Below are 23,846 nucleotides of genomic sequence, written 5' to 3'. Positions count from 1 at the left end.
TTTCCCCTTCCTATTGTAAACGGTTTCTAACAAGCCCATTATATCCATAATTTTCCATAATAGTCAACAAATTACAGGTAAAAATTTACATTTTTCGACATATTTCAGCATGTGGTAAAACCGTTTACATAAAGAAGTTATAAAAATAGCCAATCGTTTTCGATTGACTATTGTTTTATAACTTGCTTTTTATGATATATAATTGAGTAATTATTAAATTGATAATATAAAATATGATATAATTTAAGTTAATGTAGAATATTATTGAGGTGAAGATATGAAAAAAATAAAAAAGGGTGTTTATGATGTACCGTTAATAGTTTCAGAATCTTTAAAAAGAGATTATGATGGTTTAAAACAAACTATTATAAGTGCTCAAGAAAGAATAGTCGAATTTGCGAAAAGGTATAATTTTTTACCTTTAATAGAACCCTCATTTATGGAACGTGTTGAAATATATGATTCACAAGAGGCATTTAAAGAACGATTAATCTCTTTTTTAAATTTGAATCGAAACATTGAACTGCCTAAAACCATATCTGCAGTATTAGAAAATAAGGTGTTAATTTCAATATCATCTAAGGAATATCAAAATATCTATCCCATAGAAGGAGAAGATCGACTAGGATTTGAAAGATTGTTAACACATGAATTAGCTCATAGATTTCATGTTCGAATTTTAGATGGGAATGAAGAGGCAATGGGGCCTAACTGGTTTTTTGAAGGGTTTGCTATATTTGCTAGTAAACAATTTTTAAATTTTACTTGTTCTGAAGCAACTATATGGGATATTATCAAAAATGAAAAACAAGTTGCTTATAAGTACTACGCAGCTATTTTTAGCTATTTAACTAAAGAGATAAATCTTAATGATTTAATTCATCATGCAAAAGATGATAATTTTTATGAGTGGTTAAGAGAACGTATCAATTAATTTTATAGAAGGTAAAAAACTACTTATAAAACGATAAATTGACTAAATACACCTAAATACATTGACTTCAAATGAGGATTGCGATATGATAAAAAATGTAATTTGTAGTTAAGGAGATATGAGTATGTTAAGAATGCGTAATATAGTTTTTGAATTTTCTAGAATTACTGAACAAGGGGCATTAGCTGCCTATAAACTTATTGGTAGACATGATAAAAATAAGGCTGATGATGCTGCGGTTAAAGCAATGCGGTATATGATGAACATTTTAGATTTTGATGGTGAGATTGTAATAGGTGAAGGTGAGATGGATGAAGCACCTATGCTTTACATCGGCGAAAAGGTTGGAAAAGGGGGAATGCGTTTAGACATTGCGGTAGATCCGATAGATGGCACTAAACTCGTCAGTGAAGGAAAAAATAATGGCGTATGTGTTTTAGCTGCTGCTGAAAAAGGTTTAATATTAAAAGCTCCAGATATGTATATGGAAAAATTAGCAGTAAGCGAAGGAGCAAAAGACGCTATTAATCTTGATTTACCACTTAAAGATAATTTGATTAATATCGCAAAAGCATTAGGTAAAGATTTTTCAGATTTAACAGTTGCTATTTTAGATAGAGAAAGACATCATAAAGCGATTGAATTAATGAAGTCTCTTAATATTAAGGTCTATACCTCTGGTGAGGGTGACATTGTTATGGGCTTATTAGCTTGTATGCCATTTAGTGATATAGACGTCTTATATGGCATAGGCGGAGCTCCTGAAGGCGTGTTATTAGCGACAGCTATTCGAGCATTAGGTGGAAACATGGAAGGAAGACTTGTACCATATAATCAGGTTTATCCAAAGGATGATAATTGTTTTGAACTTGCTGAAATTGAGGCAAAAAGATGTGCTGAAATAGGTGTTGAGATTGGAAAAAAATTAATTATTGATGATTTAATTCGTGGCGATGATTTTATTTTTTCATTGACTGGAATTACAAATGGTGAATTACTACAAGGTGTTAGACGAAATGGTACGATGGCAACAACTGAAACATTACTTATTAGAGGAAAATCTCAGACTATTAGAATTATTAAATCAACGCATTTATTAAATAAAAAAGATGATTATTTATTAGATTTATTATTATAAATTATGTTTTAATATTTTTAAATGAAGAATAAAGTAAAAACCTTTAAAGGATTGTCTTTAAAGGTTTTTACTTTTTTTCAATATCATTTAATGACTTGTCTAAATCATTTAATAGTTTATAGATTTTTGACAAATCTTTCTTCTCATCCAATTTCATATTTTCTAATAAAAATATAATATCGCTGACTGCCTGTGACCCATTATTAACTAAAGGATTATTTTCATAACCATCTTGAAAACCATTTCGAAAACCTGTAGATAATCCTAAACTATAAGCTAAAGGGATACAGATAAGAAGAATCAATATAATGGAGAGCATCCAATAAAAAATATTATCACCCATTTCATGTGCTATTATATTTATATTATTAAAAATATGATAAAATGACAATAAAAATTAGATAAAATTATAATATATTTTGATATTTATTATTAATATTTTGTTTTTATATCATATGAAAGATAAAAAAATAGGAGAAATTGTCTAATTCTGGTTAAAAAAATCTAATAAAAAACTATCTAATTATATAATTATTATAAACTTAACTAAAAAATATTGTTAAATATATAATAATTATTTCAATTTATTCATATTATTTATTGATATCATTATAGGGGATGGTAATATGAATAAAAAAATTCAACGAATTGTCAAAAAAAATAAATATCGTTCAAAATTTTACCAGATGTATAAAAAATCTAAAAAACAAAACTTAAGTAAAAACAATAAAGATGGCTATCGATTAGCTTCATTTACAAATAAAATATTAATAAGTATTTGTGTACTACTATTATTATTAATTGCTAGAGATAATGATAAGTTAAATTTTGTCTATGAAAAAACCTTGAATAACATGAATTTTGTAAAAATCAAATTATTTGTTAATCAAAAATTAAATGGTATATTTCCTAGAACGAATGATCCTAATAAATACGTTGGCTCTATTATCATTGATATGAACAATTCTATGACTTATCGTGATGGAATGATTATTGAGACGGCTTATTCAGCTCCTGTTGAGTCTTCAGTCGCTGGAATGGTTATTAGAATATATCGTGATGAAGATTTAGGAAAAGTTGTGGTAATACAAGATATATTAGGTAGAGAATATCACTATGGGTATCTAGATACCATTGAAGTCGGACTTTATAGAAGTGTAGAGTATGGTGATATTTTGGGTCTTGGTAGATTAACTGATGATATGAATGGTGAGTATTATTTAGCGATTAAAGATGGTAATGAATTTTTAGATGTTCTTGATGTGGTTAATCATGAAAATTAAGGTTCATTTAATCACTGAAGTATATTTAATTATTTGTTTAATCTCAGGTTATTTTTATGAAGTGATGACTATTTACCTCTGTTTAATCATTCATGAAATTGGTCATTATATCATGATTAAAATATTTAAGAAAGATATCTTATTATTAGAAATATCACCTTTAGGTGGTATTTTGCATATTGATAAATGTCAAAATGATAAAAATTATAAAGAATTACTGATTTATATAAGTGGACCTATCGCTAGTTTATTATTATATTTACTTTTTTATTATATGAATGTTAATGAAATATTGCTTCGAAGTTCTTTTTATGTATTAATTTTAAATTTATTGCCGATACTTCCTTTAGATGGTGCTAAAATTATTATGAGTTTAAAACAGTTCCTTTTACCTTATAGAAAAGTATTAAAGTTAGTTTCAATCATGTCACTTAGTGTTTGTTTTTTACTCATTATTTTATTTATAAATCATATCAATTATATTATTATTTTAGTTTTTTTTGTTTATATCAATCTTTTAAATTATAAAGAAAATGCCTATACCTATTATAATTTTTTGTGGTATAAGTACATTCATCCGAATGAAAAATTAAAAGAAAAAATCATTGTTTCTGATAAATCAATTTATAATTTATTTTATAAAGGATTTAATCATATTTTCTATCAAAATTATCAGTTCGTATCAGAGCGTGAAGTATTAAAACAATTATTGAAACAAAAATAAATGTTGACTTATATCATAATGTTTGATATACTTTTAATGTTGTAGGCACCTAAGATGCCTCAACCGCTCCGAACAGGTTTTAAAACCATTAGGTTACCTGCAAGGCGAGTCTGAGTTATAATTAAAGGAGGTGCGTTTATGTACGCTGTTATTAAAACTGGTGGAAAACAATTACGTGTTGAAGAAGGACAAACTATTTGGGTTGAAAAATTAAATGCTCAAGAAGGTGATGTTGTCGTTTTTGACGAAGTATTGTTAGTTGGTGGTGAAGAAACCAAAATTGGTTCTCCATTATTAAACGGTGCAACTGTTACCGCAAAAGTTGAGAAACAAGGTAAAAGTAAAAAAATCATCGTTTTCAAATACAAACCTAAAAAGAAATACAGAAAAAAACAAGGTCATCGTCAACCATATACACGTTTAGTTATTGAAAAAATCAATGCTTAATGAGATGGTAATATGACTTATGTAAAAATCATTAAAAAAGATTCTATTATTTCAGAAATTGAAATAAAAGGACATGCATTAAGCGGGCAATACAATCAAGATATTGTTTGCGCTGGGATTTCAAGTATTGTCTTTGGCATTTGTAATGCTTTGGAAGAATTATCAATTTATGATGAAAATCAAATTGTTTTTAAAGAAGATATGATTAAAATCCCTAATATACTTAAACAAAAAGATGTACAATTAATTTGTAAAACTATGATCGTACAACTACAAACAATAAAACGATCTTATCCTAAATATATAGAAATACTTTTTCAATAGGAGGTGTAACCTATGAAATTCATATTAGATATCCAATATTTCGCTTCTAAAAAGGGAGTTGGATCTACTAAAAACGGACGTGATTCTGAATCTAAACGATTAGGAGCTAAAAAATCTGATGGACAATTCGCCACAGCCGGTTCTATCTTATATCGTCAACGTGGAACGAAAGTTCACCCAGGAACAAATGTAGGTAGAGGTGGAGACGATACATTATTTGCTTTAGTTGATGGCGTTGTTAAGTTCGAAAGAATTAATAAAAGTCGTAAATGTGTATCAGTTTATCCTACTGAATAATTGTTATTAAAGCCCTATTTAGGGCTTTATTTTTTTGTAAGTTGTATATAATAATGAAGAGTAGGTGATAAAATTGTTTATAGATGAAGTCAAATTAAAAGTAAAAGCAGGTAATGGCGGCGATGGAATCGTTTCTTGGCGTCGTGAATATAAAGTTGAAAAAGGTGGTCCTTTTGGTGGTAATGGGGGTCATGGTGGAAGTGTTATTTTTAAAGTTGATAGTGGTTTATCGACTTTAATGGACTTTCGTTATCAAAAACATATTAAAACTAAAAATGGTGAAAAAGGAAGAACAAAAACACAACACGGTAAAAATGCTGAAGATACTATTGTTAAAGTTCCACAAGGAAGTACAGTGTATGATGTTAAAACTGGTTTAATCATTGCTGATTTAGTTGAAGTAGATCAAGAGGCTGTCATCGTTAAAGGTGGACGTGGCGGACGTGGTAATGCTGCTTTTGCTACACCTAGAGTAGTAGCTCCTGACTTTTGCGAATTAGGTGAACCAGGTGAAGAAAGAGAAATCAAGATTGTTTTAAGAGTTTTAGCTGATGTTGGTTTAGTTGGATTTCCATCTGTAGGAAAATCAACCTTAATTTCTTCAGTATCATCTGCAAGACCTAAGATTGCATCTTATCATTTTACCACGCTAGTTCCTAACTTGGGTTTTGTTTCAGTTCCAGATGGACGTTCTTTTGTAATGGCTGATTTACCTGGATTAATTGAAGGGGCATCGAGTGGTGCTGGGTTAGGTATTCAGTTTTTAAAACATATTGAAAGAACAAGAGTTATTGTTCATGTTGTTGATATGGCAGGACATGAAGGCCGTGATCCATTTGTAGATTATCAGAAAATAAATCATGAATTAGCAAGTTACAAGATGAATTTGTTAAAAAGACCACAAATAATTGTCGCTAATAAAATGGATTTACCAAACGCAGAAGAAAACTTAGAAACCTTTAAAAGTAAGCTGACAGAAGATATTGATATTATTCCAATTTCTGCTGTAACACGTCAAAACTTAAATGAAATGCTTTATAAAATTGCTGACTTATTAGAAAATGCTTCTTTCTTCCCAATTTATGAAGAAGATGAATTAGAGGAAAACAAAATATATGAAATGGAAGAAGATAAACCTAAATTTGAGATTAATTTAGATTCAGATGGTGTTTATGTTGTTACTGGGCATATTATTGAACGTTTATTTAAAATGACTAATTTTTCTCAACATGAGTCAGTCCGTCGTTTCTCAAAAATGTTACGGAAATATGGTGTTGACCATGCACTACGTGAAAAAGGGGTTAAAAATGGCGATATTGTTCGTATCTTAAGTTATGAATTTGAATTTATAGATTAAGTTTACTTATATCTCATAAATTTCAAGGAATCGCTAAAAGATACAATTATCTCTCTTTAATTGCTAATTAAATTATAATTTTTTTACTTCTAATGTAAATATAAGGGTAAAAAATATAAAGATAAGATATATAATAACTTCTTTCTTAATATGATGTTAAGAAGGGAGTTTTTTTTATGCAAATAAAAAAATGGATGATAGAGTGTTTGGTTATTGTTTTCATGTTAGGGTTGTTTTTTATTTTGAATGTTGACCAAAAAGATATAAATGCACAAGAAGTTGAGTATTTAAAAAACTATTCTTCACCAACTATACAATTACAAGAGAATGATTTATTATCAAATAAAGCCTTTATTGTTTCAGAACTACATGGTTTTAAACAAAATTCTAAGATTAAGTATGATTTTTTAACTTATTTAAATGAAGAAAAAAATATTACAATACATTTAGCTGAAATTTCTTTTAGTAGTGGTTATTTATTAAATGAATATTTAAAAACTGGAGATGAAGATTTATTAAACCAAATCTTTTCATTTTATAAAGGAAGTACTTTTTGTACACAGGAAGAATATCAGTTTTATCAAAAATTATATCACTACAACAAAAATTTAAACGAACATGAAAAAATTAGGATACTAGGAATTGATATTGAACATTCTTTAGATAGTGCCATATACTTCTTTAATTATTATATGAAAGAGGATATAAAGGATATAGACTCTATCATAAATCTATCATCTAATGATCCATTATTAATACACATAAAAAACAATATTATTGCTTCTAAATCATTTTATGAAAATCTAAACTGGCAAGAAAGAGACCTAGCGATGTATCAAAATTATCTATTTCTCCAATCCTACTATGATTTTGATGGGTTTTACGCTCAGTTAGGTGCTAAACATGGATTTTCTGATCTATTAAACGATCAGTTTGAATCATTCACCTACTTTTTAAATCATGATGAGACCTCACCTGTAAATAATGCGGTCATATCAATTATGATATTTTATAAAGACAGTGAATGTTTAGAGATTTATTCGATAAAGTCAACTTTTATCTATAAAAATGAAAAGATTAAGAAGACATACAAGACAAATAATTTAGATGTTTTTTCAAAGAATTTAGTATTCATACATTTAAATGGAAATGACTCACCCTTTAATAAGCATTTAGTTTGGTATCATCAAAGAGATAATGATTGTGAAAAAGTGACAACAGATTATTATCAATATATGCTTATTATTAATCATTCAAAAGCAGCTACTCCTATAGATGGGAAAGTAGAAACTAATCGAATAGATGGATTTGTTCAACTAATAAAAAAATATCTTGGATTTTAAAACACCTAAAAAGGTGTTTTTTTTTCATGATGTTAAAATTTAGGTACAAACTAGTAATAAAAGAATAATTGAGGTGAATTTATGAAAAAGATTATAATTAGTTTTATGGTCTTAATGACAATAATTTGTTTAATTGGATGTAGGGCACAAAAACCTAAAATTGATGTAGATGAAATCAAAGTTGATATTTCAGTTTATCAATTATTACCAAAAAATTTATTAGAAAATAGTAAGAAACAAGTGATGACCACAAATATCAATCAAGAAAATTATAAGTCAGATGTATATGCTAAATTATTATATGTATATCAATATATTGATGAGTTATTCGTCGTGTTTAGTGAAATTCTAGACCAAGCGCTGGATAATCATGTGATTAATTCTGGTGAAGTCTATAACTACAATCAGTATGAATATTTCGCAACAATTGATAAAACAACAACACGTGTAAGTATTGATGATACGGATACTGATAGAACACTTCAAGTAACGGTTAAAAATCTAAAGGATGGTAATAAAGCCTATTCAGGAATACATAAAATTCAATATGATACGTTTACTTTTGACTATTTGAATCAAAAAGAAATGAAAATTCATTTTGATCAAGGTAATGAACAGAAAAAATCATATGCGACGATTTCTAAAGAGGAAAATATAGTTAAAACACATGTCATTTATGATGAAGGGATATCAAGTTATGAACTCTATTCAATCGCAACAGATGATGCTATCTCTATTCTTTATTTATATAATAAAAAAGACGATGTGTATTTAAATCAAAATTTTGAAGTTGTCGACCATCATGGCGATATATTGTATCGCTCATTTAGTATTGATCAGGGGGTTTATCAAGCAACAGGATGGTTATTAAATGCTTTGAATATCCAAGACATACAAAAAATATCCACAAATGAATTTATGGTTAATACATCAATATTTAATAATAACCCAAATGACATCAATTTATATGAAATCAGTATGGATGGTAATGAATATACCTATATGTTAGGTTATTTAAATTATAATCAAAACTTAGTACCAATTATAAAACCTAGAGCGCCTTTTGAAACAAGTTATTATACGGTGGTATCTAATTTAGCAAAAGAAACGATTGCTTATTATGATTCAATAAACCAATAAATAAGTTAACATTCCTTTCATATTTTCATATAATTTAATAGTATGATTATATGAGAGGTGATTTTTTTGAAATTTCACATCGTTCAAGTTAATGAGAGCGTCCAGGATATCTCTAAAAAATATAATGTTTCACAAGAAGAAATTATAAAATTAAATCGACATATTAACAACATTGATAGTATCGTACCAGGGATGAAAATTAGATTACCGGTATTATCAGATGAAGTTAGCGATGAGTTAAAAGATAATTTTTTAGATATAGAAAAATATTATCCGAAAATGGATGATTTTAAAGAAGTTCAAACAGCGAAAAAAAATGATTTGGTCTTAGAGGAAGAAAAACCAATTGATAATAAGGAATTGGTTGAAAAACAACCAGCATATTATGGACAACCGGCTTATTCTTATCAACCTTACCCACAACAACAATTATATCAGCCAGCATATTATCAAAACCAATACATACAGCAACCTCAACCAAGTTATCCATATGCCTACTATCAGCCACCAGTTTATAATAGAACAGTATATCAACCATCACCTAATGTACAAGAAGTAAAAACAATAGAAGAAAAGCCTGTAGACTTAACCATATCTCATCACAAAGAAAAAAGTCCAACTATTGATCAAAAGTTTTTTGAACAACCAGCTTTTAGTAATCCTCCTTTATTAAATGGTTTCAATCAAAATTCAAGTAATAAAAATTATCCAAGGGTTTATGAACCATTATTTCAAAATCCATTATTTAATCCACCTTATCCCTGTGGTAAACCAATCGAAGAAATTGATAAGATTTTCTTTCAAGATTCTTTAAGAAAAGACAAGATTGAAAATGGTTTTGATGATAATGTGAAAGAAATTAAATTAGATTTACGAGAGTATGTTAAAAAAAATACAAAAATAAGTAAGAAAAAAGATACCCTAGATATTTTATAAAATAAAAAGTGGTAATTTTTGTTTTTTCGAAATAAAGATTGAAAATATGTAAGCAATGCTTTATAATTTAATGTATATTCTGATTTGAACGAGGGGGAAATATGTTATCAGCTAAAGAAATTGCTTTCGAAACATGTGTCGTTGGCGAAACAAAAATTAAAAAGAAATTTGCTGCTGTATTGGTTTCAGCAATGCTCGCTGGAATGTATATCGCATTTGGATTTTATGCTTATGTTGTTGTAAATAGCGGATTTTCTTCAACCGCTTACCCCATCCTAGGAAGATTATTAGGTTCTATGGTCTTTCCTGTAGGAATTGTTTTAGTTATTATTGCTGGAAGTGAATTATTTACAGGGAATTGTTTATTAGCCTTAGGTTATTTGGACAAACGATATCGTTTTTCACTTATTTTAAAAAATTTAGGGATCGTTTGGGTAGGAAATTTCCTTGGTGCTTTATTCTTTGTTTTTGTTTTATATTTCAGTCGTATAGCTGAAAGTAGTAGTATCACGAATACTATCAATTCAATTGCTCAGGCTAAAGTTGATTTAGGTTTTATTGAAGCAATGATGCGAGGAATTTTATGTAATATCGCTGTATCACTAGCAGTTTATATGTCATTCTCAGCAAAAAGTGTACCTGGGAAAGTAATCGTTGCAGTTTTACCGGTATTCACATTTGTGCTAAGTGGATTTGAACATAGTGTAGCTAATATGTTTATATTACCGCTTTCTGCATTACTTGGAAGTGATATTACAATACCACAAATGTTTCAAAATTTAATTCCAGTCACAATAGGTAATATTATCGGTGGTGGGATTATTATTCCTTTTAGTTATTACATTATTTTTGTTAAAACAAAAAAATAAATTGCGTAAAACTCATTTATATAATTGATATAAATGAGTTTTTGTTTTTTTTTATTAAGAGACAATTGCTTTTTGAATATAAGTTAAATAAGTATTAGATAGTTTATCTAATGTTTTAATATATTTGATGATATTTTTAATTAATAAGAAATCTTCAATTTGATTCATAAAATCAATTTCATTTATTTTATGAAATAAAGAAGGAGTGAAACGAGAGGTGTTATTGTTTATTCCAATATGAAGATAATCTTGGTTAAAGATAAACATAAGTTTCCCATGGTATTTTCGTTCTAATAGATTTATTCTTTCTCTTAAATGAAAACGAAGTAATTGATTGGTTTGTTCTATGTTATTTGAATAGACATGGAATCTGCGATTAAAATTTATATCTTCGGTTTGATATAAATTTAGATTGATTGGTTTATTAATTTGGTAAATGGATTCATTTTTCTCGTATATATGAGTGATCCCTTTAAAAGGTTTATTAAACTTAAATACGTACCATTGACCTTTAAAAGATAAAGTTTGGTCTTTATGGTGATAATAAAAAAATTCTACATTACTACTCTTAAAAGGAATATGGTCAATACTTCCTCTAATTAAATGTGATGAATAATACTGAGTGATAAAAGGTAGGATATTTGTTTTTAAAAGTTCTTCTTCTGATATACCAATTGATAAAGAAAGTATGGTTTCATGTAGATAGGTGCTAACTTTAGCGAGAATTTCCTTTTTGTATTCAATATGATATTTATTAATAAATTTTGGTTTAACATAAGAGTAAAATACAAGATTTATTATTAATAAGTAAAGTATTATTATCGTTAAAAAGGGGAATGTGTGTGATATATAAGTAGAAAATAAGAAGAGGAAAGAAGTTATTATGGGGATACTTATATAATATATAATGTACTGTGCCAAGACTTTTTTACGTAGTAAATTCAACTTTTTAAGTATTTTTTCATCTATCATAAGTCACCTCATATTATGTAAAAAATTATCATTAATATAATATAGTCGGTAGGCTTAAGAAATAGAATGAAAAAAGAAATTATGTTTTTCAAAAGAATGGATTTATGGTATAATATAGAAATTAGATAGGTGGTTTTAATATGTATGCTTATATATTTGGGAAAATAAAAAAAATATGTACTGATTATGTTATTTTAGAAAATAATAATATTGGATATAAAATTATAACCCCAAATCCATATTTATTTGTTTTAAATGAAATGCGTCTAGTTTATACGTATTTATACATTCGAGAAGATGCACAAGATTTATATGGATTTAAGACAATTGAAGAAAAAGAATTTTTCGAAAAATTAATCAGTGTGACAGGCATTGGCCCTAAATCAGCCTGTGCAATATTAGCGCCAGGTGATTATAGTGATGTAGTAAGTGCTATAGAAAGAGGAGATGTATCGTATTTAACGAAATTTCCTAAAGTAGGTCCTAAGACAGCGCAACAAATTATTCTTGATTTAAAAGGTAAGTTAGGACAAATTAACACACTTGTGATTAATAAAGAATTGGAAGATGCTTATGAAGCATTATTAGCCTTGGGGTATAAAGCAAAAGAAATTGAAAAAGTATTTAAACAAATTACTGAAACACAATTAACAACTCAAGAATATATTACGAAAGCTTTACAGTTAATGTTGAAGTAGGAGGATAATTGATGGAAGATGAACGCATTATTTCAGCAACAAAAATGAGTGAAGATGAACTTGAGTTAACTTTAAGACCTCAGAACTTAAGCCAGTATGTTGGACAAACTAAAGTAAAAGAGAACTTACATGTCTTTATTGAGGCAGCAAAAATGCGAAATGAAGCTTTAGACCATTGCTTATTATATGGGCCTCCTGGATTAGGGAAAACAACATTAGCTAATATTATCGCTCATGAAATGAATGTCAGTATTAAACATACATCTGGTCCAACCATTGAACGTGGTGGAGATTTAGCTGCCATCCTTACTACATTAAAGCCAGGTGATGTATTATTTATTGATGAGATTCACCGGTTACCAAGAAATATTGAAGAGATATTATATCCTGCGATGGAGGATTATGTATTAGATATTGTTGTTGGGAAGGATTCAACCGCTCGTTCGATTCGATTAGATTTACCTCCCTTTACATTAGTGGGAGCAACCACTCGTGCAGGAGATTTATCGAGTCCACTACGAGATCGTTTTGGGGTCATATCTCATTTAGAATATTATTCAGTGACTGATTTACAAAAAATTGTTTTAAGAACAGCGCTTATATTCAATTTTCCAATTGATGATGATGCAGCGATTGAACTTGCTAAACGTTCAAGGGGAACACCAAGGGTAGCCAATCGTTTATTTCGTCGTGTACGTGATTTTGCACAAGTATTGGGAAATGGGAAAATTACTATGGAAATATGTCAAGATTCATTAAATAAGATGAATGTTGATGGAGCCGGACTTGATTATACTGATCATAAATATTTATTAGGCATTATAGAACGGTTTAATGGTGGACCGGTTGGGGTTGAAGCACTTGGGGCTTCAATTGGCGAAGAAGTCCAAACGTTAGAAGATGTTTATGAACCATTTTTACTACAAGAAGGTTTTATTAAACGAACCGCAAGAGGACGTATCGCAACTGAAAAAGCATATCGTCATTTAAATATTGAGTATACACAATAGAAAGAGGAATAAAAATGCGTGTAGAAGACTTTGATTTTCATTTACCAAAAGAATTAATCGCGCAAACACCGCTTAAAAACCGGGATACGTCGCGTTTATTAATATTAGATAAAGAAACAGGTGAAGTGACGCATCGTCATTTTTATGAGATTTTAGATTATCTAAATGAAGGAGATACACTTGTTTTAAATAATACCAAAGTAATGCCAGCTAGACTATTTGGCGTTAAAGAAGATACATTGGCACATATAGAAGTATTACTTTTAACACAAAAAGAAAATAATACATGGGAAACCTTATGTAAACCAGCAAAACGTGTTAAAATAGGAACAGTGATTGTTTTTGGTGATGGAATGCTTAAAGCGAAATGTATTGAAATATTAGATGAAGGAAGAAGAATTTTTGAATTTAGTTATCAAGGCATATTTTATGAAGTGCTTGATAAATTAGGTGAGATGCCACTTCCTCCTTATATTACAGAACAATTACAAGACAAAGACAGATATCAAACGGTGTATTCAGAAGTAATTGGATCTGCCGCAGCACCAACGGCTGGGCTTCATTTCACCAAAGCATTATTAGATAAAATTGAAAAAAAGGGTATTAATATTACCTATCTAACCTTGCATGTTGGTTTAGGAACTTTTAGACCTGTAAAGGTGGATGATGTCAAGAATCATACGATGCATAGTGAATATTATCAATTAAGTCAAGAAAGTGCTGATTTACTAAATCAAACGAAAAAAAATAAAAAACAGATTATTACAGTTGGAACAACATCAACAAGAACCTTAGAAACAATCGCTAGTAAATTTAATGGAGCGTTTAAAGAAGATAGTGGATATACCGATATTTTTATTTATCCAGGATATGAATTTAAAGCGATTGATGGATTAATAACTAATTTTCATTTACCAAAATCTACTTTGATCATGTTAGTTTCAGCTTTTGCATCAAAAGAAAAAGTTATGAAAGCTTATCAAGAAGCAATTTCACAACAATATCGCTTTTTTAGTTTTGGAGATGCAATGTTTATTAAATAAAGAATGGTGATTATATAAATGTCTGCGATAAAATATGAATTATTACATGTATGTAAGCAATCTGGGGCTAGATTAGGGAGACTTCATACACCCCATGGTGTAATTGAAACACCAATATTTATGCCGGTAGGAACACAAGCAACCGTAAAAACATTATCTCCCGAAGAATTAAAAGAAATGAATGCACAAATTATTCTAGGAAACACCTATCATCTGTGGTTACAACCTGGTGATGAAATAATAAAAGAAGCTGGTGGTTTGCATCAATTCATGCAGTGGGACCGCCCAATTCTAACTGATTCTGGTGGTTTTCAAGTCTTTAGTTTAAGTAAATTGCGAAAAATCACAGAAGAAGGAGTCCATTTTCGTCATCATAAATCAGGAGAAAAATTATTTTTATCACCTGAGGAAGCAATTAAAATCCAAAATAATTTAGGAAGTGACATCATGATGAGTTTTGATGAATGTGTGGAACTTCCTGCTGAATATGATTATGTTAAAAACTCCGTTTTACGAACCCTTCGTTGGGCTGAAAGAGGACTTAAAGCCCATAAAAATACTGATAAACAAGCATTGTTTGGTATTGTTCAAGGGGGAGATTTCGAGGATTTACGTCGCTTATCAGCAACGGAACTAGTGAAACTTGATTTCCCAGGTTATTCAATTGGCGGGTTATCTGTTGGTGAAAGTAAGGAAACGATGTATAAAGTGATTGAATATACGGTACCCTATTTACCAACCAATAAACCTCGCTACTTAATGGGTGTTGGTTCACCTGATGCATTAATTGAAGGAAGCATTAGAGGGGTTGACATGTTTGACTGTGTTCTACCAACAAGAATCGCAAGGCACGGAACCGCTATGACTAGTCATGGACGAGTCGTGATTAAAAATAAACAATATGAAAGAGATTTTACTCCATTAGACCATGAATGTGACTGTTACACATGCAAAAATTATACGAGAGCTTATTTAAGACATTTAATTAAAGCAGGTGAAACATTTGGTCAAAGGCTTATTTCTTATCATAATGTCCATTTCTTATTAAAATTAATGGAAAATGTACGTCATGCGATAAAAGAAGATCGATTACTTGATTATAAAGAAGAATTTTTTGAAAAGTATGGTCTTAATGATCCAAATAATAAAAGACAATTTTAAAAAAGGAGAATAAAAATGACACAAGAACAAATTTCAACTATATTAGGATTAGTTGTCCCTATTTTATTATTTTTAGTAGTTATTTATTTCTTTATTATGAAACCAGAAAAGAAAAGACGTCAGCAAGTCTTTGAAATGCAGTCGCAGTTAGAAAAAAATAATAAAATCGTTACAATTGGTGGTATCCATGGTATCGTCGAAGATATAAAAGAAGATGTCGTAACGATAATTCTTGTAAGCGGAGCTAAAATGAAAATTGAAAAAGCTGCGATTAAAAGAATTATTAGCGAATAACAAATATAAAGAGACTGTAGAATTTAGGCTCTTTAGTAAAATAGTGTGGGTAAAAAATATCCCACAAATTGAAGTATTAAGGTTTAAGCAGAGTTGCTTGAGCCTTTTTCTCACTAGTTAGTGAGCGATTTGAGTGATTTAAAGATGTTAGATTTTACAAAAATAGGAGTTTAACTGTTAATGTTTATAGAAAAATAGAGGGAAAGATAGTAACAACGCTTGAAGTTATTTTACTTATTATGTTAATTGTAGTATCACTCCTTTATATTACTTCAAAGTTGGTAAGAGTAAAACATTAATAGTATTGTTTTAGAGGTAAAATTGTGTTGTTAAGGCTAAAGATATAATATTTGATGAAAATATTTAAAATACTATAAAAGAATATATTATAATAGTAGAAGAAAAGAATCGAATCGCTAAATCTAAAGGTAAATCATTTTTAAATGGTGATGAAAAGAAATAACAGTTGTCTCAAGACCTACTGAATGAATAAGTAATTTGGTTCTGTTGTAAATAAAATTAAAAGTAAAGAATTTAGAACCAGTAGATATTATAAAGTATCTTTGACTGAAGTAAGTTACACAACAGAAAACAGCTGATCAATCAAATTGATTTCAGTAATTACTAAATATGTATTAGTTTGTCCTTTATAAATCATATGCATAGTTTCAATTCCTTAGATTACAGAACAGGTTGATTTAAAATGCTTGAATTCAAGCATCTTATTAGTTATTCTCTTGATATCTCGATGATCATGTTCAACATTATTATTAATATATTTAGATTTTTTGTGCTGGGTTATTGGATCCAGCCTTTTTAATTTTATTTCATTTAAAATTGTTGCTACTGTAGCAGCCTTTTTATCTGTGGTAAATTCTCTAGGATCACTATTATGAGGAGAACGTAATGATTTTCTAAGGAACTTTTTAGCACCTTCTTTATCACGTTTTCTAGATAACTAGAAGTCAATTGTATCACCAGATGAGTTAACAGTTCTATATATAAATATATCAATTTTCCATTTAATTGTAGATATGTTTACCATACACTATGAGTCATTAGTCCTTCTTAGATAGTTGAGTATTCACCTATTTTGAATAGGAAAATGTTAATGTCAATATAAATTTCACCAATTTTGATTATGATAGATTCACCAATTATGGTAATTTACTCATAATCATTTTTTATTAGGTTCAATACTTTCTATTTTATCTTTAGTTCTGTATGATCTACCGACAATATTTATCACATGAGAATGGTGAAGTAATCGATCTAGAATGGCGTTAGCTAATACACTATCTCCAAATATTTCTCCCCATTTAGAGAGTGGTTTGTTTGTTGTTATAATTGTAGACTTTTTTTCATACCGTCTAGCGATTAATTGAAATAATAAATTAGATGATTCTGTATCAAGAGGTAAAAATCCAACTTCATCAATTACTAATACCCTGTATTTGGTGAAAAATTTTAATCTTGTTTCTAATCTGTTTTCTAAATGTGCTCGTTTAAGTTGTAAAATTATATCGTTACAACTTATAAAATAAGTACTTTTTCTTGATTTAGCTGCTTCAATTCCTATTGACGTAGCTAAATGAGTTTTACCAACCCCTGGAGATCCGATTAGAAGAATATTTTCATTATTCTCAATGAATTTTAAATATTTGAAATTTAATATTTCGTCTTTATTTATAGATGGTTGAAACCCAAAATCAAAATCATCTAATGTTTTAAGAAAGGGGAAATTAGCGACTTTAACACATGACGTTATTGCACGTTCTCGTTTAAAATTCATTTCATACTCTGTAAGTTCATATAACGAATCTACTATATTCTTTTCGCCTTTTGCGATAAGATTCAAATAAGAGTCGATATTGGCTCTAAAAAGGTTTAAATTTAGGGTTTCTAAGTTATTTAATAATTTATTATAATTATTTAACATCGCGTACTCCTCATCTTTCTACTATTATCGTGTTATTTGATCTAATAATGCTAGATTTTCTTTTGCGATTTGATCAATATCTAAATTATCATTTTTAATGGTGATACCAAGTGCAGCTTTATAATGGCTCTCATTATAATTAAATTTCTTGTTGGATATATTATGTATTATGATTAAATCAGTGTTATAATAGATATAGAGTTTATCATCAATGGGTATCAATTTAACTCTTTTGTTTATAAACTTACTGGGTACAGAATATCCATTTCCTTTATAATTTACAAGCAGTGTTTGCGGCACTGATTGTATATCTACGTTTTCTACGTAGGATTCTAACAGAATTTTGTTAGGTAAAGGATTTAGATATTCTTTTTCTTTTTCAAATAAGACACTCGGTGGTATATTGGTGGTTTGATTATTCTCTAGATTGACCTTGTTGTTTATCTTGTTCAATATATTGATCAGTTCCTCTTCATCTTCAAATTCACCATCATAAGGACGTAACCAAGCCAAGAATCGGTTAGCGGACTCATCTTTACCTTTTGTTTCTGGAGTCCTTGCCTTACATAATCTTATCGAAATTCCAAAATCCCGTTCAAATTGTTTTATTTTAGAATGTTTCTTTTTAGTTCCATTTGTGATGCTAACGACAGCTGACATATTATCCGTTAAAATATGTTTAGGGATACCCCTAGATGATTTAATGTATCGATTACACAACGGATGAAGTCTTCTGTCGTTTTTGTTTTTGAATAAACGAATTTATGATACCTTGAGAATCCTAGAGTAGAAGTTAATACATTAAACTCAAATACTTCTCCGTACTTACTTATTAGTTTCATACTTTCTTTCCAATCTACTTGTAGTTGGTCTCCTGGCCTGGTTTCATATCTAACATGTGGAGTGGTGCTTTTAGGTATGGTAATATGATTATTTTGAGTATAGTGTCTAAAGGTTGAATATGCCGGTATATTTTCATATTTATCTCTTAAATATTCATGAACTGCTTTCTTTGTTACGCCAGATTTATTCATCAAATGTGATATTTCTTCTTTATATTGATCAAATCCACTTTCGCGTTTTCTTGTAATCAATTTCTTTCCTCCATCTTCATAATATTTTTTAATAGTATGTCGGTCTAATCCATAGATTCTTGCTAATTCACTATAATTTGGTTTCATATCATACGTTCTCAATATATCTAACATTCCTAGTACATTTATTTCAGTCACTTTTTTTACCTCGCTTCAGTTCAACTGAAACTATTATACTAAAAAAGATAACCTAATTGATTATGTTATTACCAAAATTGGTAACTTTCTCATAATCAAGATTGGTTATCTTTATATTATCATTAATAGAAAATATTGAACTACCCATCTGTTTTACAATAGAACTTTAACAGCCACAAGAAAACATATATTTTTTTTTATTTATTGATTCAATAATTCATTATATTTAAAAATGTAGATTATTACAAAATTAGTCTCATATAAGACCGAAAAAAAATTTTTATAAAATTGACTTAAAAATTATTTAACATGTTAATATTAGGTAATTATTTATAAGTTTAAACCAATTTAAGTTTCTTACAATTATTTAGTAACAAAAAACTGTATACTTAAATTAAGTATATAAAGGTGATGTTCATATGGGTGTAAATAAAAATAAAGTCAGACAGAAATTATGCAGATTAAATAACTTATCAGAAAAACAACTTCAAGAAGTGTTTTATTTGGAAGAAAAAGATTACGAGTTCTTTAAGGAGATACTTTGGCCTAAAGGTCCTGTATGTCTATATTATGGTTGTAATAATCATTGGAACATACACAAAAAGGATCGTAAGGAACCAAGTAAAAAATGTTATGATTGTCCCAAAGTATATACATAATTATGCAGTTACACATGGGATTGTAGATATCTTGATTGTGAAAATGAGTTTGTAAAATATGATATTGATGAAGAAACTGGTGAAGTAATAGTTAATACAACCAATAGAGTAGAAGGTTTCTTTACTCATTTGAATAAAAACCATATCTGGAACTCATTTTCTTGTTTTAACTAGACACTTAGAATAATATCTTAGTGCATCAAGTTTTAGATATAACACAAAGGATATGAAAGCAATTGATAGAATATCAAAAGCCATTACATGTATAAGTAATTTATAACATGTTAGTCTCAAAAATCTAACATGACTAAAGAAGAGTGAATAAATTATATGAATGGTTTATTAAATTTTATAAGTATTGCTAAAAATGTGTTATTTGGTGTACATTTGTAAAGAATTGACTAATATTATATAAAGAATTACTTATTTTTTAATTGATGAAACTTTAGAACTAACTTTTATTTCAATTATTGGGGGAAATTATGAAAAGAAACAAAGATTTATTATCATTTCTATCGTTTAAATATAGAATTGATGAATACCAAGATTCTAGAAATGAGGCTGTTAAAAAACAATGTATACAATTAATTGATAATTTAGAAATTTACTATGAAATATATGATATTGATAATCATACAAATTTTAGTCAAATATTTAAATCTCTTTATTTATCAAATGAAGTTACTAATTATAAGACTATTGCAGATCAATTTTATATAGATGTAAAAACATTATATATTTATAGAAAAAAATTTAACAAGTTAGCTTTTGAGTTATTATGTGAAAAAGGATTAGATAGATTATTAGATAATAAGTATTTTTTAAAACTAAATTAGAAATTTAAATCGATAGTTGTATTCAACTGTTCATTGAAATTTGTTCAAAGAACCATAATTACGATCTAGTTTAAGGAAATTAACACTTTTACATATTTAAAAATAACCTACTGGATATATTTTGTCCTCACCTTAATTAATAGGTGAGGACTTTATAATTTTTAATTTAAATTGTTGTTCACAAAAAATAATGATTTATTTATATTGATTATGCATCATAGATATTATTGTTTCTGATATATGTATAAATAAGAAACTTTAAATGAAAAAATCAAGATCATCTAAAAATTATATTTTTATGAATTTTAAAAATAATATCTTCATCTTTATATATTAATATAAATTTAAAATTATACTACAATATTTTACAAATTTCAACAATTTTTTCGGGCGATTTCCTCCCTTTGTGTGTCGAAAAATATCAGGTATAATAAAAATATAAAAGATTTATAAATCTTAAAAATACTACGATAGATATCGTACAAATATTTCTTTGTATTGTATGGCCAACTATATAAAGAAATGAAATTGGGGGGGTGATAAAAGTTTTAAGTCATATTTAGATGAACAGATATATATTAATGTTTTTTGTTCTGCTGTAAAACAATGATATTAAAATGTGAAAGAAATGCAACATGATCAAAATAAAATATATAAGAAATATTAATGAAATTATTATAAGGAGATTAAACAAATGGCTGATTTTAAAGATAGAATAGCACAATATCCAAATCGTCGACGCTTAGAAGTCAAAAATATTGAGTATGGCTCAGATGGAAACATACAAGAAATGGTTGTAGATTTATCTCGAAATGGATATGAAGGAACTATTACAGAAGTAGGTACACCATTGAAAGCACAAGACCTAAATGCTGCATTTAGTCATATAGAGTATTTACAAGAAGTTCTATTCAAACAATATTTTATTCCAGTAGGGGATTTAAAAGTAACTTGGACACAAGAAATAGGAACTCTACAATCAAAAATATTTAGAATTAATTATTTAGATAAAGACACAAAATTTTATACAAAAGTATCAATCCCTAATCAATATTTAGTAGGATCCGTTGTTTACTTTACCTCAAGTTACGTAGATGTAAAGATAGATGAAACGCAAAGTTTAAACAACACAACAGGTAGTTCTTCAAGAATATTACCTTTCTATATAGAGTTTTATTCCGACGTTGCACGTACGAAATATGTTACAAAATTAATGGGAAGAGTATTCTATATTAATACGTCTACGAACCCATTAGATTAAATATTAAGGAGGAAATTATGAAATTATCAAAATTAAAACAACTATTAATGGACAGAAACAATCAGTTACCTGAAGACAAAAGAAGAACAAGCAGTGTACGTAATGTTTATCAAAAAAACTTAGGCTATGATGCAAACTATGAAACTAAATTTAAACAGAAATTATCTGTTGAAAAACCGTCCCTAACTAGATCACATAACGCTACAACCTACAAACAAAGTAATGAACTGTCAATATTAGATGAAATAAACGAAATAGTTAAACAAGGTGAATCATCTCCATTACCTAATACTGTAGTTAGTACTAACAATATAGACTCAATCAAAATCATCGGCATTACCGGTAGTAAAGGAAAATCTACAACCGCATTTTTAGTTCATGAATATATCAAGTCCTTAGGATATAAATCTGTTCTGTACAGTAGTATCAGAATTGACTCACCGGCCAGTTACATCAATGTAAACGAACCTTGTGAAATACCTTTACAAAATGAAAACGTGCTACTTAACATCATTGAAGAAGCAGAGGCTTATCAAGCTGACTATGTAGTTATGGAGGTTAATGAAAGTTCGATTGAAAAAGGTTTAATAGATGGAATTCCTTTCATCGTCAGAGCCTTAACTAATATAAATCCTAAACATAATGAAGAACATTATTCGCCTAATGAATATGTTAAAATTAAAAAATCTCTTTTTGAAAATATTCCTGTAGACGAAGATTGTACATGTGTTTTTGGTTTGACAGGAAGTATTACCAGAGAAGAGTTCAATGAGATATTAAAACTAAACAATCGGCCTAAAATTACATATGGAACAAAATATATATGTGAAGTTCGTAACGCTGATTATACTAATCTTGACTGCTTATTATATGACATGAAAAGTGATTTAAATGGGTTAGAAATGAAAATGAGGGTTAAAGATAATTCTTATGATTTTAAGACAAATGTTATTCTTCCACACAATGCGATTAATTTTACTTGTGCTATTGCTATCATGGAGGCTCTAAATATTTTTGATGCAAATATTTTTAATAAATGCATAAGTAATATTGTAATTCCTGGACGGGAAGAAGTAATTAAAATTAATAATCGAACAATTGTTATCGGACTATCTTTAATACCGGCGCTTGAAAATTTTAAAAAGTATCAAGCAAATTCCAAAGTTAATAAAATTAAGGTAGTTACAGGAGCTGTAGGAAGTGGTTTTGTTAGTTGGGATAAAACTTTCTCTTCGGAACGATATATTAATCAAAGAAGTAGTGTTCGACGATATGCCATGGATTACTTAAAAGAAAATGCTGATTTTGCTTATTTAACTAGTAATGATAATGCGGCGGAAAGTGCTCTGAGTATAGCACAAGAAATGCAAAGATATTTAAATAACCTAATACCATCAAATATTGTTGTTGATCGCATGGAAGCAATTAAAAAGGCGATTATCGAATCAGAACCAAATGATCTAATCTATATTGCCGGAAGAGGCAACAGAAGAATATTCTGTGATACAGCAAATACCATGAAGTTAATTCAAGATAAAGAGGTTGTACAAGAAGTATTGAAAGAACTGGGATGGTCTCTATGAAAGATTTGGAATTGTATTTGTCATTAGCAGGAACGTCACTTGGATTATTGATTACAATCATCACTTTTATCTTGAAGTTTATTAAGAATACTAAAGCTAAGAAAGCTGCACAGACACTATTAAAAATCAGATCCGCAATCTTCCCCTTTATTGAAGAAGCAGAAACCTTTATTCACTATACCGGAAAAGAGAAGAAAGCATATGTCATGACAAATATTACACAACTGATGATAAATCAAAAGATGAATGTTAATCAGGATAAAATCAGTGAAATCATTGAAGATTTAGTTAGTTTAACAAAAAAAGTGAATACAATAAATACTCGTTCGCCGAAAGAATTACAAAGGTTATATGATTAAGGAGTAA

Annotated in this window: 27 protein-coding genes, 1 pseudogene and 1 other annotated feature; of the genes and pseudogenes, 22 read left to right on the top strand and 6 right to left on the bottom strand. The window is 28.5% G+C overall.

The annotated features are described in order from the left end of the window. Nucleotides 1–277: 277 nt before the first annotated feature. Both KHQ81_08580 and glpX read left to right on the top strand, forming a co-directional pair. Nucleotides 278–934, top strand: coding sequence for a hypothetical protein (locus KHQ81_08580; GenBank protein QVK16953.1), 657 nt, complete (start codon nt 278–280; stop codon nt 932–934). 133 nt (nt 935–1,067) lie between these two features. Then, on the top strand, nt 1,068–2,072 hold the full coding sequence (glpX, locus tag KHQ81_08575) for a class II fructose-bisphosphatase (protein ID QVK19600.1): 1,005 nt from the start codon (nt 1,068–1,070) through the stop codon (nt 2,070–2,072). Nucleotides 2,073–2,139: 67 nt separating this feature from the next. On the opposite strand, the gene KHQ81_08570 is transcribed toward glpX, so the two are convergent. Continuing rightward, the gene (locus KHQ81_08570; protein ID QVK16952.1) at nt 2,140–2,415 is read right to left on the bottom strand and encodes a hypothetical protein; all 276 of its coding nucleotides are present in this window, start codon (nt 2,413–2,415) and stop codon (nt 2,140–2,142) included. A 283-nt stretch (nt 2,416–2,698) separates the two neighbouring features. Here KHQ81_08570 and KHQ81_08565 point away from each other — a divergent pair, with 283 nt between their 5' ends. From KHQ81_08565 to KHQ81_08520, 10 genes are all read left to right on the top strand, one after another. After that, nucleotides 2,699–3,355: a peptidoglycan DD-metalloendopeptidase family protein gene (locus tag KHQ81_08565; protein ID QVK16951.1), complete on the top strand. Its 657-nt coding sequence runs from the start codon at nt 2,699–2,701 to the stop codon at nt 3,353–3,355. Then, a complete protein-coding gene (locus tag KHQ81_08560) occupies nt 3,345–4,079 on the top strand; it encodes a protease (protein QVK16950.1) in 735 nt (244 codons plus the stop codon). The genes KHQ81_08565 and KHQ81_08560 overlap by 11 nt, the downstream gene beginning before the upstream one ends. A gap of 51 nt (nt 4,080–4,130) precedes the next feature. After that, nucleotides 4,131–4,201, top strand: a sequence feature (ribosomal protein L21 leader region). A 16-nt stretch (nt 4,202–4,217) separates the two neighbouring features. Continuing rightward, on the top strand, nt 4,218–4,526 hold the full coding sequence (rplU, locus tag KHQ81_08555) for a 50S ribosomal protein L21 (protein QVK16949.1): 309 nt from the start codon (nt 4,218–4,220) through the stop codon (nt 4,524–4,526). 12 nt (nt 4,527–4,538) lie between these two features. Continuing rightward, nucleotides 4,539–4,850, top strand: coding sequence for a ribosomal-processing cysteine protease Prp (locus tag KHQ81_08550; GenBank protein ID QVK16948.1), 312 nt, complete (start codon nt 4,539–4,541; stop codon nt 4,848–4,850). Between the two features lie 12 nt (nt 4,851–4,862). Then, the gene (rpmA, locus tag KHQ81_08545; protein QVK16947.1) at nt 4,863–5,147 is read left to right on the top strand and encodes a 50S ribosomal protein L27; all 285 of its coding nucleotides are present in this window, start codon (nt 4,863–4,865) and stop codon (nt 5,145–5,147) included. Nucleotides 5,148–5,220: 73 nt separating this feature from the next. Beyond that, nucleotides 5,221–6,504 (top strand): GTPase ObgE, encoded by a 1,284-nt coding sequence (gene obgE, locus KHQ81_08540; protein ID QVK16946.1) that lies wholly within the window; start codon nt 5,221–5,223, stop codon nt 6,502–6,504. A gap of 176 nt (nt 6,505–6,680) precedes the next feature. After that, the gene (locus KHQ81_08535) at nt 6,681–7,847 is read left to right on the top strand and encodes a hypothetical protein (protein QVK16945.1); all 1,167 of its coding nucleotides are present in this window, start codon (nt 6,681–6,683) and stop codon (nt 7,845–7,847) included. Nucleotides 7,848–7,928: 81 nt separating this feature from the next. Then, the gene (locus KHQ81_08530; protein QVK16944.1) at nt 7,929–8,987 is read left to right on the top strand and encodes a hypothetical protein; all 1,059 of its coding nucleotides are present in this window, start codon (nt 7,929–7,931) and stop codon (nt 8,985–8,987) included. Nucleotides 8,988–9,053: 66 nt separating this feature from the next. After that, on the top strand, nt 9,054–9,923 hold the full coding sequence (locus tag KHQ81_08525) for a LysM peptidoglycan-binding domain-containing protein (protein QVK16943.1): 870 nt from the start codon (nt 9,054–9,056) through the stop codon (nt 9,921–9,923). A gap of 101 nt (nt 9,924–10,024) precedes the next feature. Further along, complete coding sequence (locus KHQ81_08520) at nt 10,025–10,792, top strand: formate/nitrite transporter family protein (GenBank protein QVK16942.1); 768 nt, start codon at nt 10,025–10,027, stop codon at nt 10,790–10,792. Between the two features lie 54 nt (nt 10,793–10,846). Here KHQ81_08520 and KHQ81_08515 read toward each other — a convergent pair whose 3' ends face one another. Beyond that, nucleotides 10,847–11,764, bottom strand: coding sequence for a DUF3137 domain-containing protein (locus tag KHQ81_08515; protein ID QVK16941.1), 918 nt, complete (start codon nt 11,762–11,764; stop codon nt 10,847–10,849). 140 nt (nt 11,765–11,904) lie between these two features. Between KHQ81_08515 and ruvA the strand changes: the two genes are divergently transcribed. From ruvA to yajC, 5 genes are read left to right on the top strand one after another with little or no spacing between them, the layout of a single operon-like run. After that, a complete protein-coding gene (gene ruvA / locus KHQ81_08510; protein QVK16940.1) occupies nt 11,905–12,462 on the top strand; it encodes a Holliday junction branch migration protein RuvA in 558 nt (185 codons plus the stop codon). 11 nt (nt 12,463–12,473) lie between these two features. Then, on the top strand, nt 12,474–13,472 hold the full coding sequence (gene ruvB / locus KHQ81_08505) for a Holliday junction branch migration DNA helicase RuvB (GenBank protein ID QVK16939.1): 999 nt from the start codon (nt 12,474–12,476) through the stop codon (nt 13,470–13,472). Nucleotides 13,473–13,486: 14 nt separating this feature from the next. Further along, nucleotides 13,487–14,515: a tRNA preQ1(34) S-adenosylmethionine ribosyltransferase-isomerase QueA gene (queA, locus tag KHQ81_08500; protein ID QVK16938.1), complete on the top strand. Its 1,029-nt coding sequence runs from the start codon at nt 13,487–13,489 to the stop codon at nt 14,513–14,515. 18 nt (nt 14,516–14,533) lie between these two features. Then, on the top strand, nt 14,534–15,676 hold the full coding sequence (gene tgt, locus KHQ81_08495; GenBank protein QVK16937.1) for a tRNA guanosine(34) transglycosylase Tgt: 1,143 nt from the start codon (nt 14,534–14,536) through the stop codon (nt 15,674–15,676). 15 nt (nt 15,677–15,691) lie between these two features. After that, nucleotides 15,692–15,970, top strand: a complete 279-nt coding sequence (gene yajC / locus KHQ81_08490; protein QVK16936.1) for a preprotein translocase subunit YajC — start codon at nt 15,692–15,694, stop codon at nt 15,968–15,970. 676 nt (nt 15,971–16,646) lie between these two features. On the opposite strand, the pseudogene KHQ81_08485 reads toward yajC, so the two are convergent. From KHQ81_08485 to KHQ81_08470, 4 genes and pseudogenes are all read right to left on the bottom strand, one after another. Then, a pseudogene (locus KHQ81_08485) lies at nt 16,647–16,925 on the bottom strand (DDE-type integrase/transposase/recombinase). A 222-nt stretch (nt 16,926–17,147) separates the two neighbouring features. Continuing rightward, complete coding sequence (istB, locus tag KHQ81_08480) at nt 17,148–17,909, bottom strand: IS21-like element helper ATPase IstB (GenBank protein ID QVK16935.1); 762 nt, start codon at nt 17,907–17,909, stop codon at nt 17,148–17,150. 24 nt (nt 17,910–17,933) lie between these two features. Further along, nucleotides 17,934–18,569, bottom strand: a complete 636-nt coding sequence (locus KHQ81_08475; GenBank protein QVK16934.1) for a hypothetical protein — start codon at nt 18,567–18,569, stop codon at nt 17,934–17,936. 8 nt (nt 18,570–18,577) lie between these two features. Beyond that, nucleotides 18,578–19,141, bottom strand: a complete 564-nt coding sequence (locus KHQ81_08470; protein ID QVK16933.1) for a transposase — start codon at nt 19,139–19,141, stop codon at nt 18,578–18,580. Nucleotides 19,142–19,560: 419 nt separating this feature from the next. Here KHQ81_08470 and KHQ81_08465 point away from each other — a divergent pair, with 419 nt between their 5' ends. The 5 genes from KHQ81_08465 (at nt 19,561) to KHQ81_08445 (ending at nt 23,839) form a co-directional block, all read left to right on the top strand. After that, entirely contained in the window at nt 19,561–19,800 is a 240-nt protein-coding gene (locus KHQ81_08465; GenBank protein QVK16932.1) for a hypothetical protein, read from the top strand. Between the two features lie 482 nt (nt 19,801–20,282). Then, entirely contained in the window at nt 20,283–20,636 is a 354-nt protein-coding gene (locus KHQ81_08460; GenBank protein QVK16931.1) for a hypothetical protein, read from the top strand. A gap of 694 nt (nt 20,637–21,330) precedes the next feature. Next, nucleotides 21,331–21,897 carry a hypothetical protein gene (locus KHQ81_08455; protein QVK16930.1) on the top strand — a complete coding sequence of 189 codons (567 nt, stop codon included), beginning with the start codon at nt 21,331–21,333 and terminating at the stop codon, nt 21,895–21,897. A 17-nt stretch (nt 21,898–21,914) separates the two neighbouring features. Then, nucleotides 21,915–23,480, top strand: a complete 1,566-nt coding sequence (locus KHQ81_08450) for a hypothetical protein (protein QVK16929.1) — start codon at nt 21,915–21,917, stop codon at nt 23,478–23,480. Next, a complete protein-coding gene (locus KHQ81_08445) occupies nt 23,477–23,839 on the top strand; it encodes a hypothetical protein (protein QVK16928.1) in 363 nt (120 codons plus the stop codon). Before KHQ81_08450 ends, KHQ81_08445 begins: the two co-directional genes overlap by 4 nt. Nucleotides 23,840–23,846: the final 7 nt, after the last annotated feature.

Source organism: Mycoplasmatota bacterium (assembly GCA_018394295.1).
Taxonomy (GTDB): Bacteria; Bacillota_I; Bacilli_A; order Haloplasmatales; family Haloplasmataceae; genus JAENYC01.
This window is presented reverse-complemented; position numbering and strand designations above follow the sequence as displayed.

Excerpts from the sequence above, each read along its gene's own strand:
- tgt (QVK16937.1), top strand. The coding sequence starts at position 14,534 with ATGTCTGCGATAAAATATGAATTATTACATGTATGTAAGCAATCTGGG.
- KHQ81_08560 (QVK16950.1), top strand. The coding sequence starts at position 3,345 with ATGAAAATTAAGGTTCATTTAATCACTGAAGTATATTTAATTATTTGT.
- istB (QVK16935.1), bottom strand. The coding sequence starts at position 17,909 with ATGTTAAATAATTATAATAAATTATTAAATAACTTAGAAACCCTAAAT.
- KHQ81_08565 (QVK16951.1), top strand. The coding sequence starts at position 2,699 with ATGAATAAAAAAATTCAACGAATTGTCAAAAAAAATAAATATCGTTCA.
- ruvB (QVK16939.1), top strand. The coding sequence starts at position 12,474 with ATGGAAGATGAACGCATTATTTCAGCAACAAAAATGAGTGAAGATGAA.
- KHQ81_08550 (QVK16948.1), top strand. The coding sequence starts at position 4,539 with ATGACTTATGTAAAAATCATTAAAAAAGATTCTATTATTTCAGAAATT.
- KHQ81_08580 (QVK16953.1), top strand. The coding sequence starts at position 278 with ATGAAAAAAATAAAAAAGGGTGTTTATGATGTACCGTTAATAGTTTCA.
- KHQ81_08535 (QVK16945.1), top strand. The coding sequence starts at position 6,681 with ATGCAAATAAAAAAATGGATGATAGAGTGTTTGGTTATTGTTTTCATG.
- KHQ81_08530 (QVK16944.1), top strand. The coding sequence starts at position 7,929 with ATGAAAAAGATTATAATTAGTTTTATGGTCTTAATGACAATAATTTGT.
- KHQ81_08520 (QVK16942.1), top strand. The coding sequence starts at position 10,025 with ATGTTATCAGCTAAAGAAATTGCTTTCGAAACATGTGTCGTTGGCGAA.
- KHQ81_08450 (QVK16929.1), top strand. The coding sequence starts at position 21,915 with ATGAAATTATCAAAATTAAAACAACTATTAATGGACAGAAACAATCAG.
- KHQ81_08570 (QVK16952.1), bottom strand. The coding sequence starts at position 2,415 with ATGGGTGATAATATTTTTTATTGGATGCTCTCCATTATATTGATTCTT.
- KHQ81_08465 (QVK16932.1), top strand. The coding sequence starts at position 19,561 with ATGGGTGTAAATAAAAATAAAGTCAGACAGAAATTATGCAGATTAAAT.
- KHQ81_08515 (QVK16941.1), bottom strand. The coding sequence starts at position 11,764 with ATGATAGATGAAAAAATACTTAAAAAGTTGAATTTACTACGTAAAAAA.
- glpX (QVK19600.1), top strand. The coding sequence starts at position 1,068 with ATGCGTAATATAGTTTTTGAATTTTCTAGAATTACTGAACAAGGGGCA.
- rplU (QVK16949.1), top strand. The coding sequence starts at position 4,218 with ATGTACGCTGTTATTAAAACTGGTGGAAAACAATTACGTGTTGAAGAA.
- yajC (QVK16936.1), top strand. The coding sequence starts at position 15,692 with ATGACACAAGAACAAATTTCAACTATATTAGGATTAGTTGTCCCTATT.
- rpmA (QVK16947.1), top strand. The coding sequence starts at position 4,863 with ATGAAATTCATATTAGATATCCAATATTTCGCTTCTAAAAAGGGAGTT.
- KHQ81_08445 (QVK16928.1), top strand. The coding sequence starts at position 23,477 with ATGAAAGATTTGGAATTGTATTTGTCATTAGCAGGAACGTCACTTGGA.
- KHQ81_08460 (QVK16931.1), top strand. The coding sequence starts at position 20,283 with ATGAAAAGAAACAAAGATTTATTATCATTTCTATCGTTTAAATATAGA.
- ruvA (QVK16940.1), top strand. The coding sequence starts at position 11,905 with ATGTATGCTTATATATTTGGGAAAATAAAAAAAATATGTACTGATTAT.
- queA (QVK16938.1), top strand. The coding sequence starts at position 13,487 with ATGCGTGTAGAAGACTTTGATTTTCATTTACCAAAAGAATTAATCGCG.
- KHQ81_08455 (QVK16930.1), top strand. The coding sequence starts at position 21,331 with ATGGCTGATTTTAAAGATAGAATAGCACAATATCCAAATCGTCGACGC.
- KHQ81_08475 (QVK16934.1), bottom strand. The coding sequence starts at position 18,569 with ATGTCAGCTGTCGTTAGCATCACAAATGGAACTAAAAAGAAACATTCT.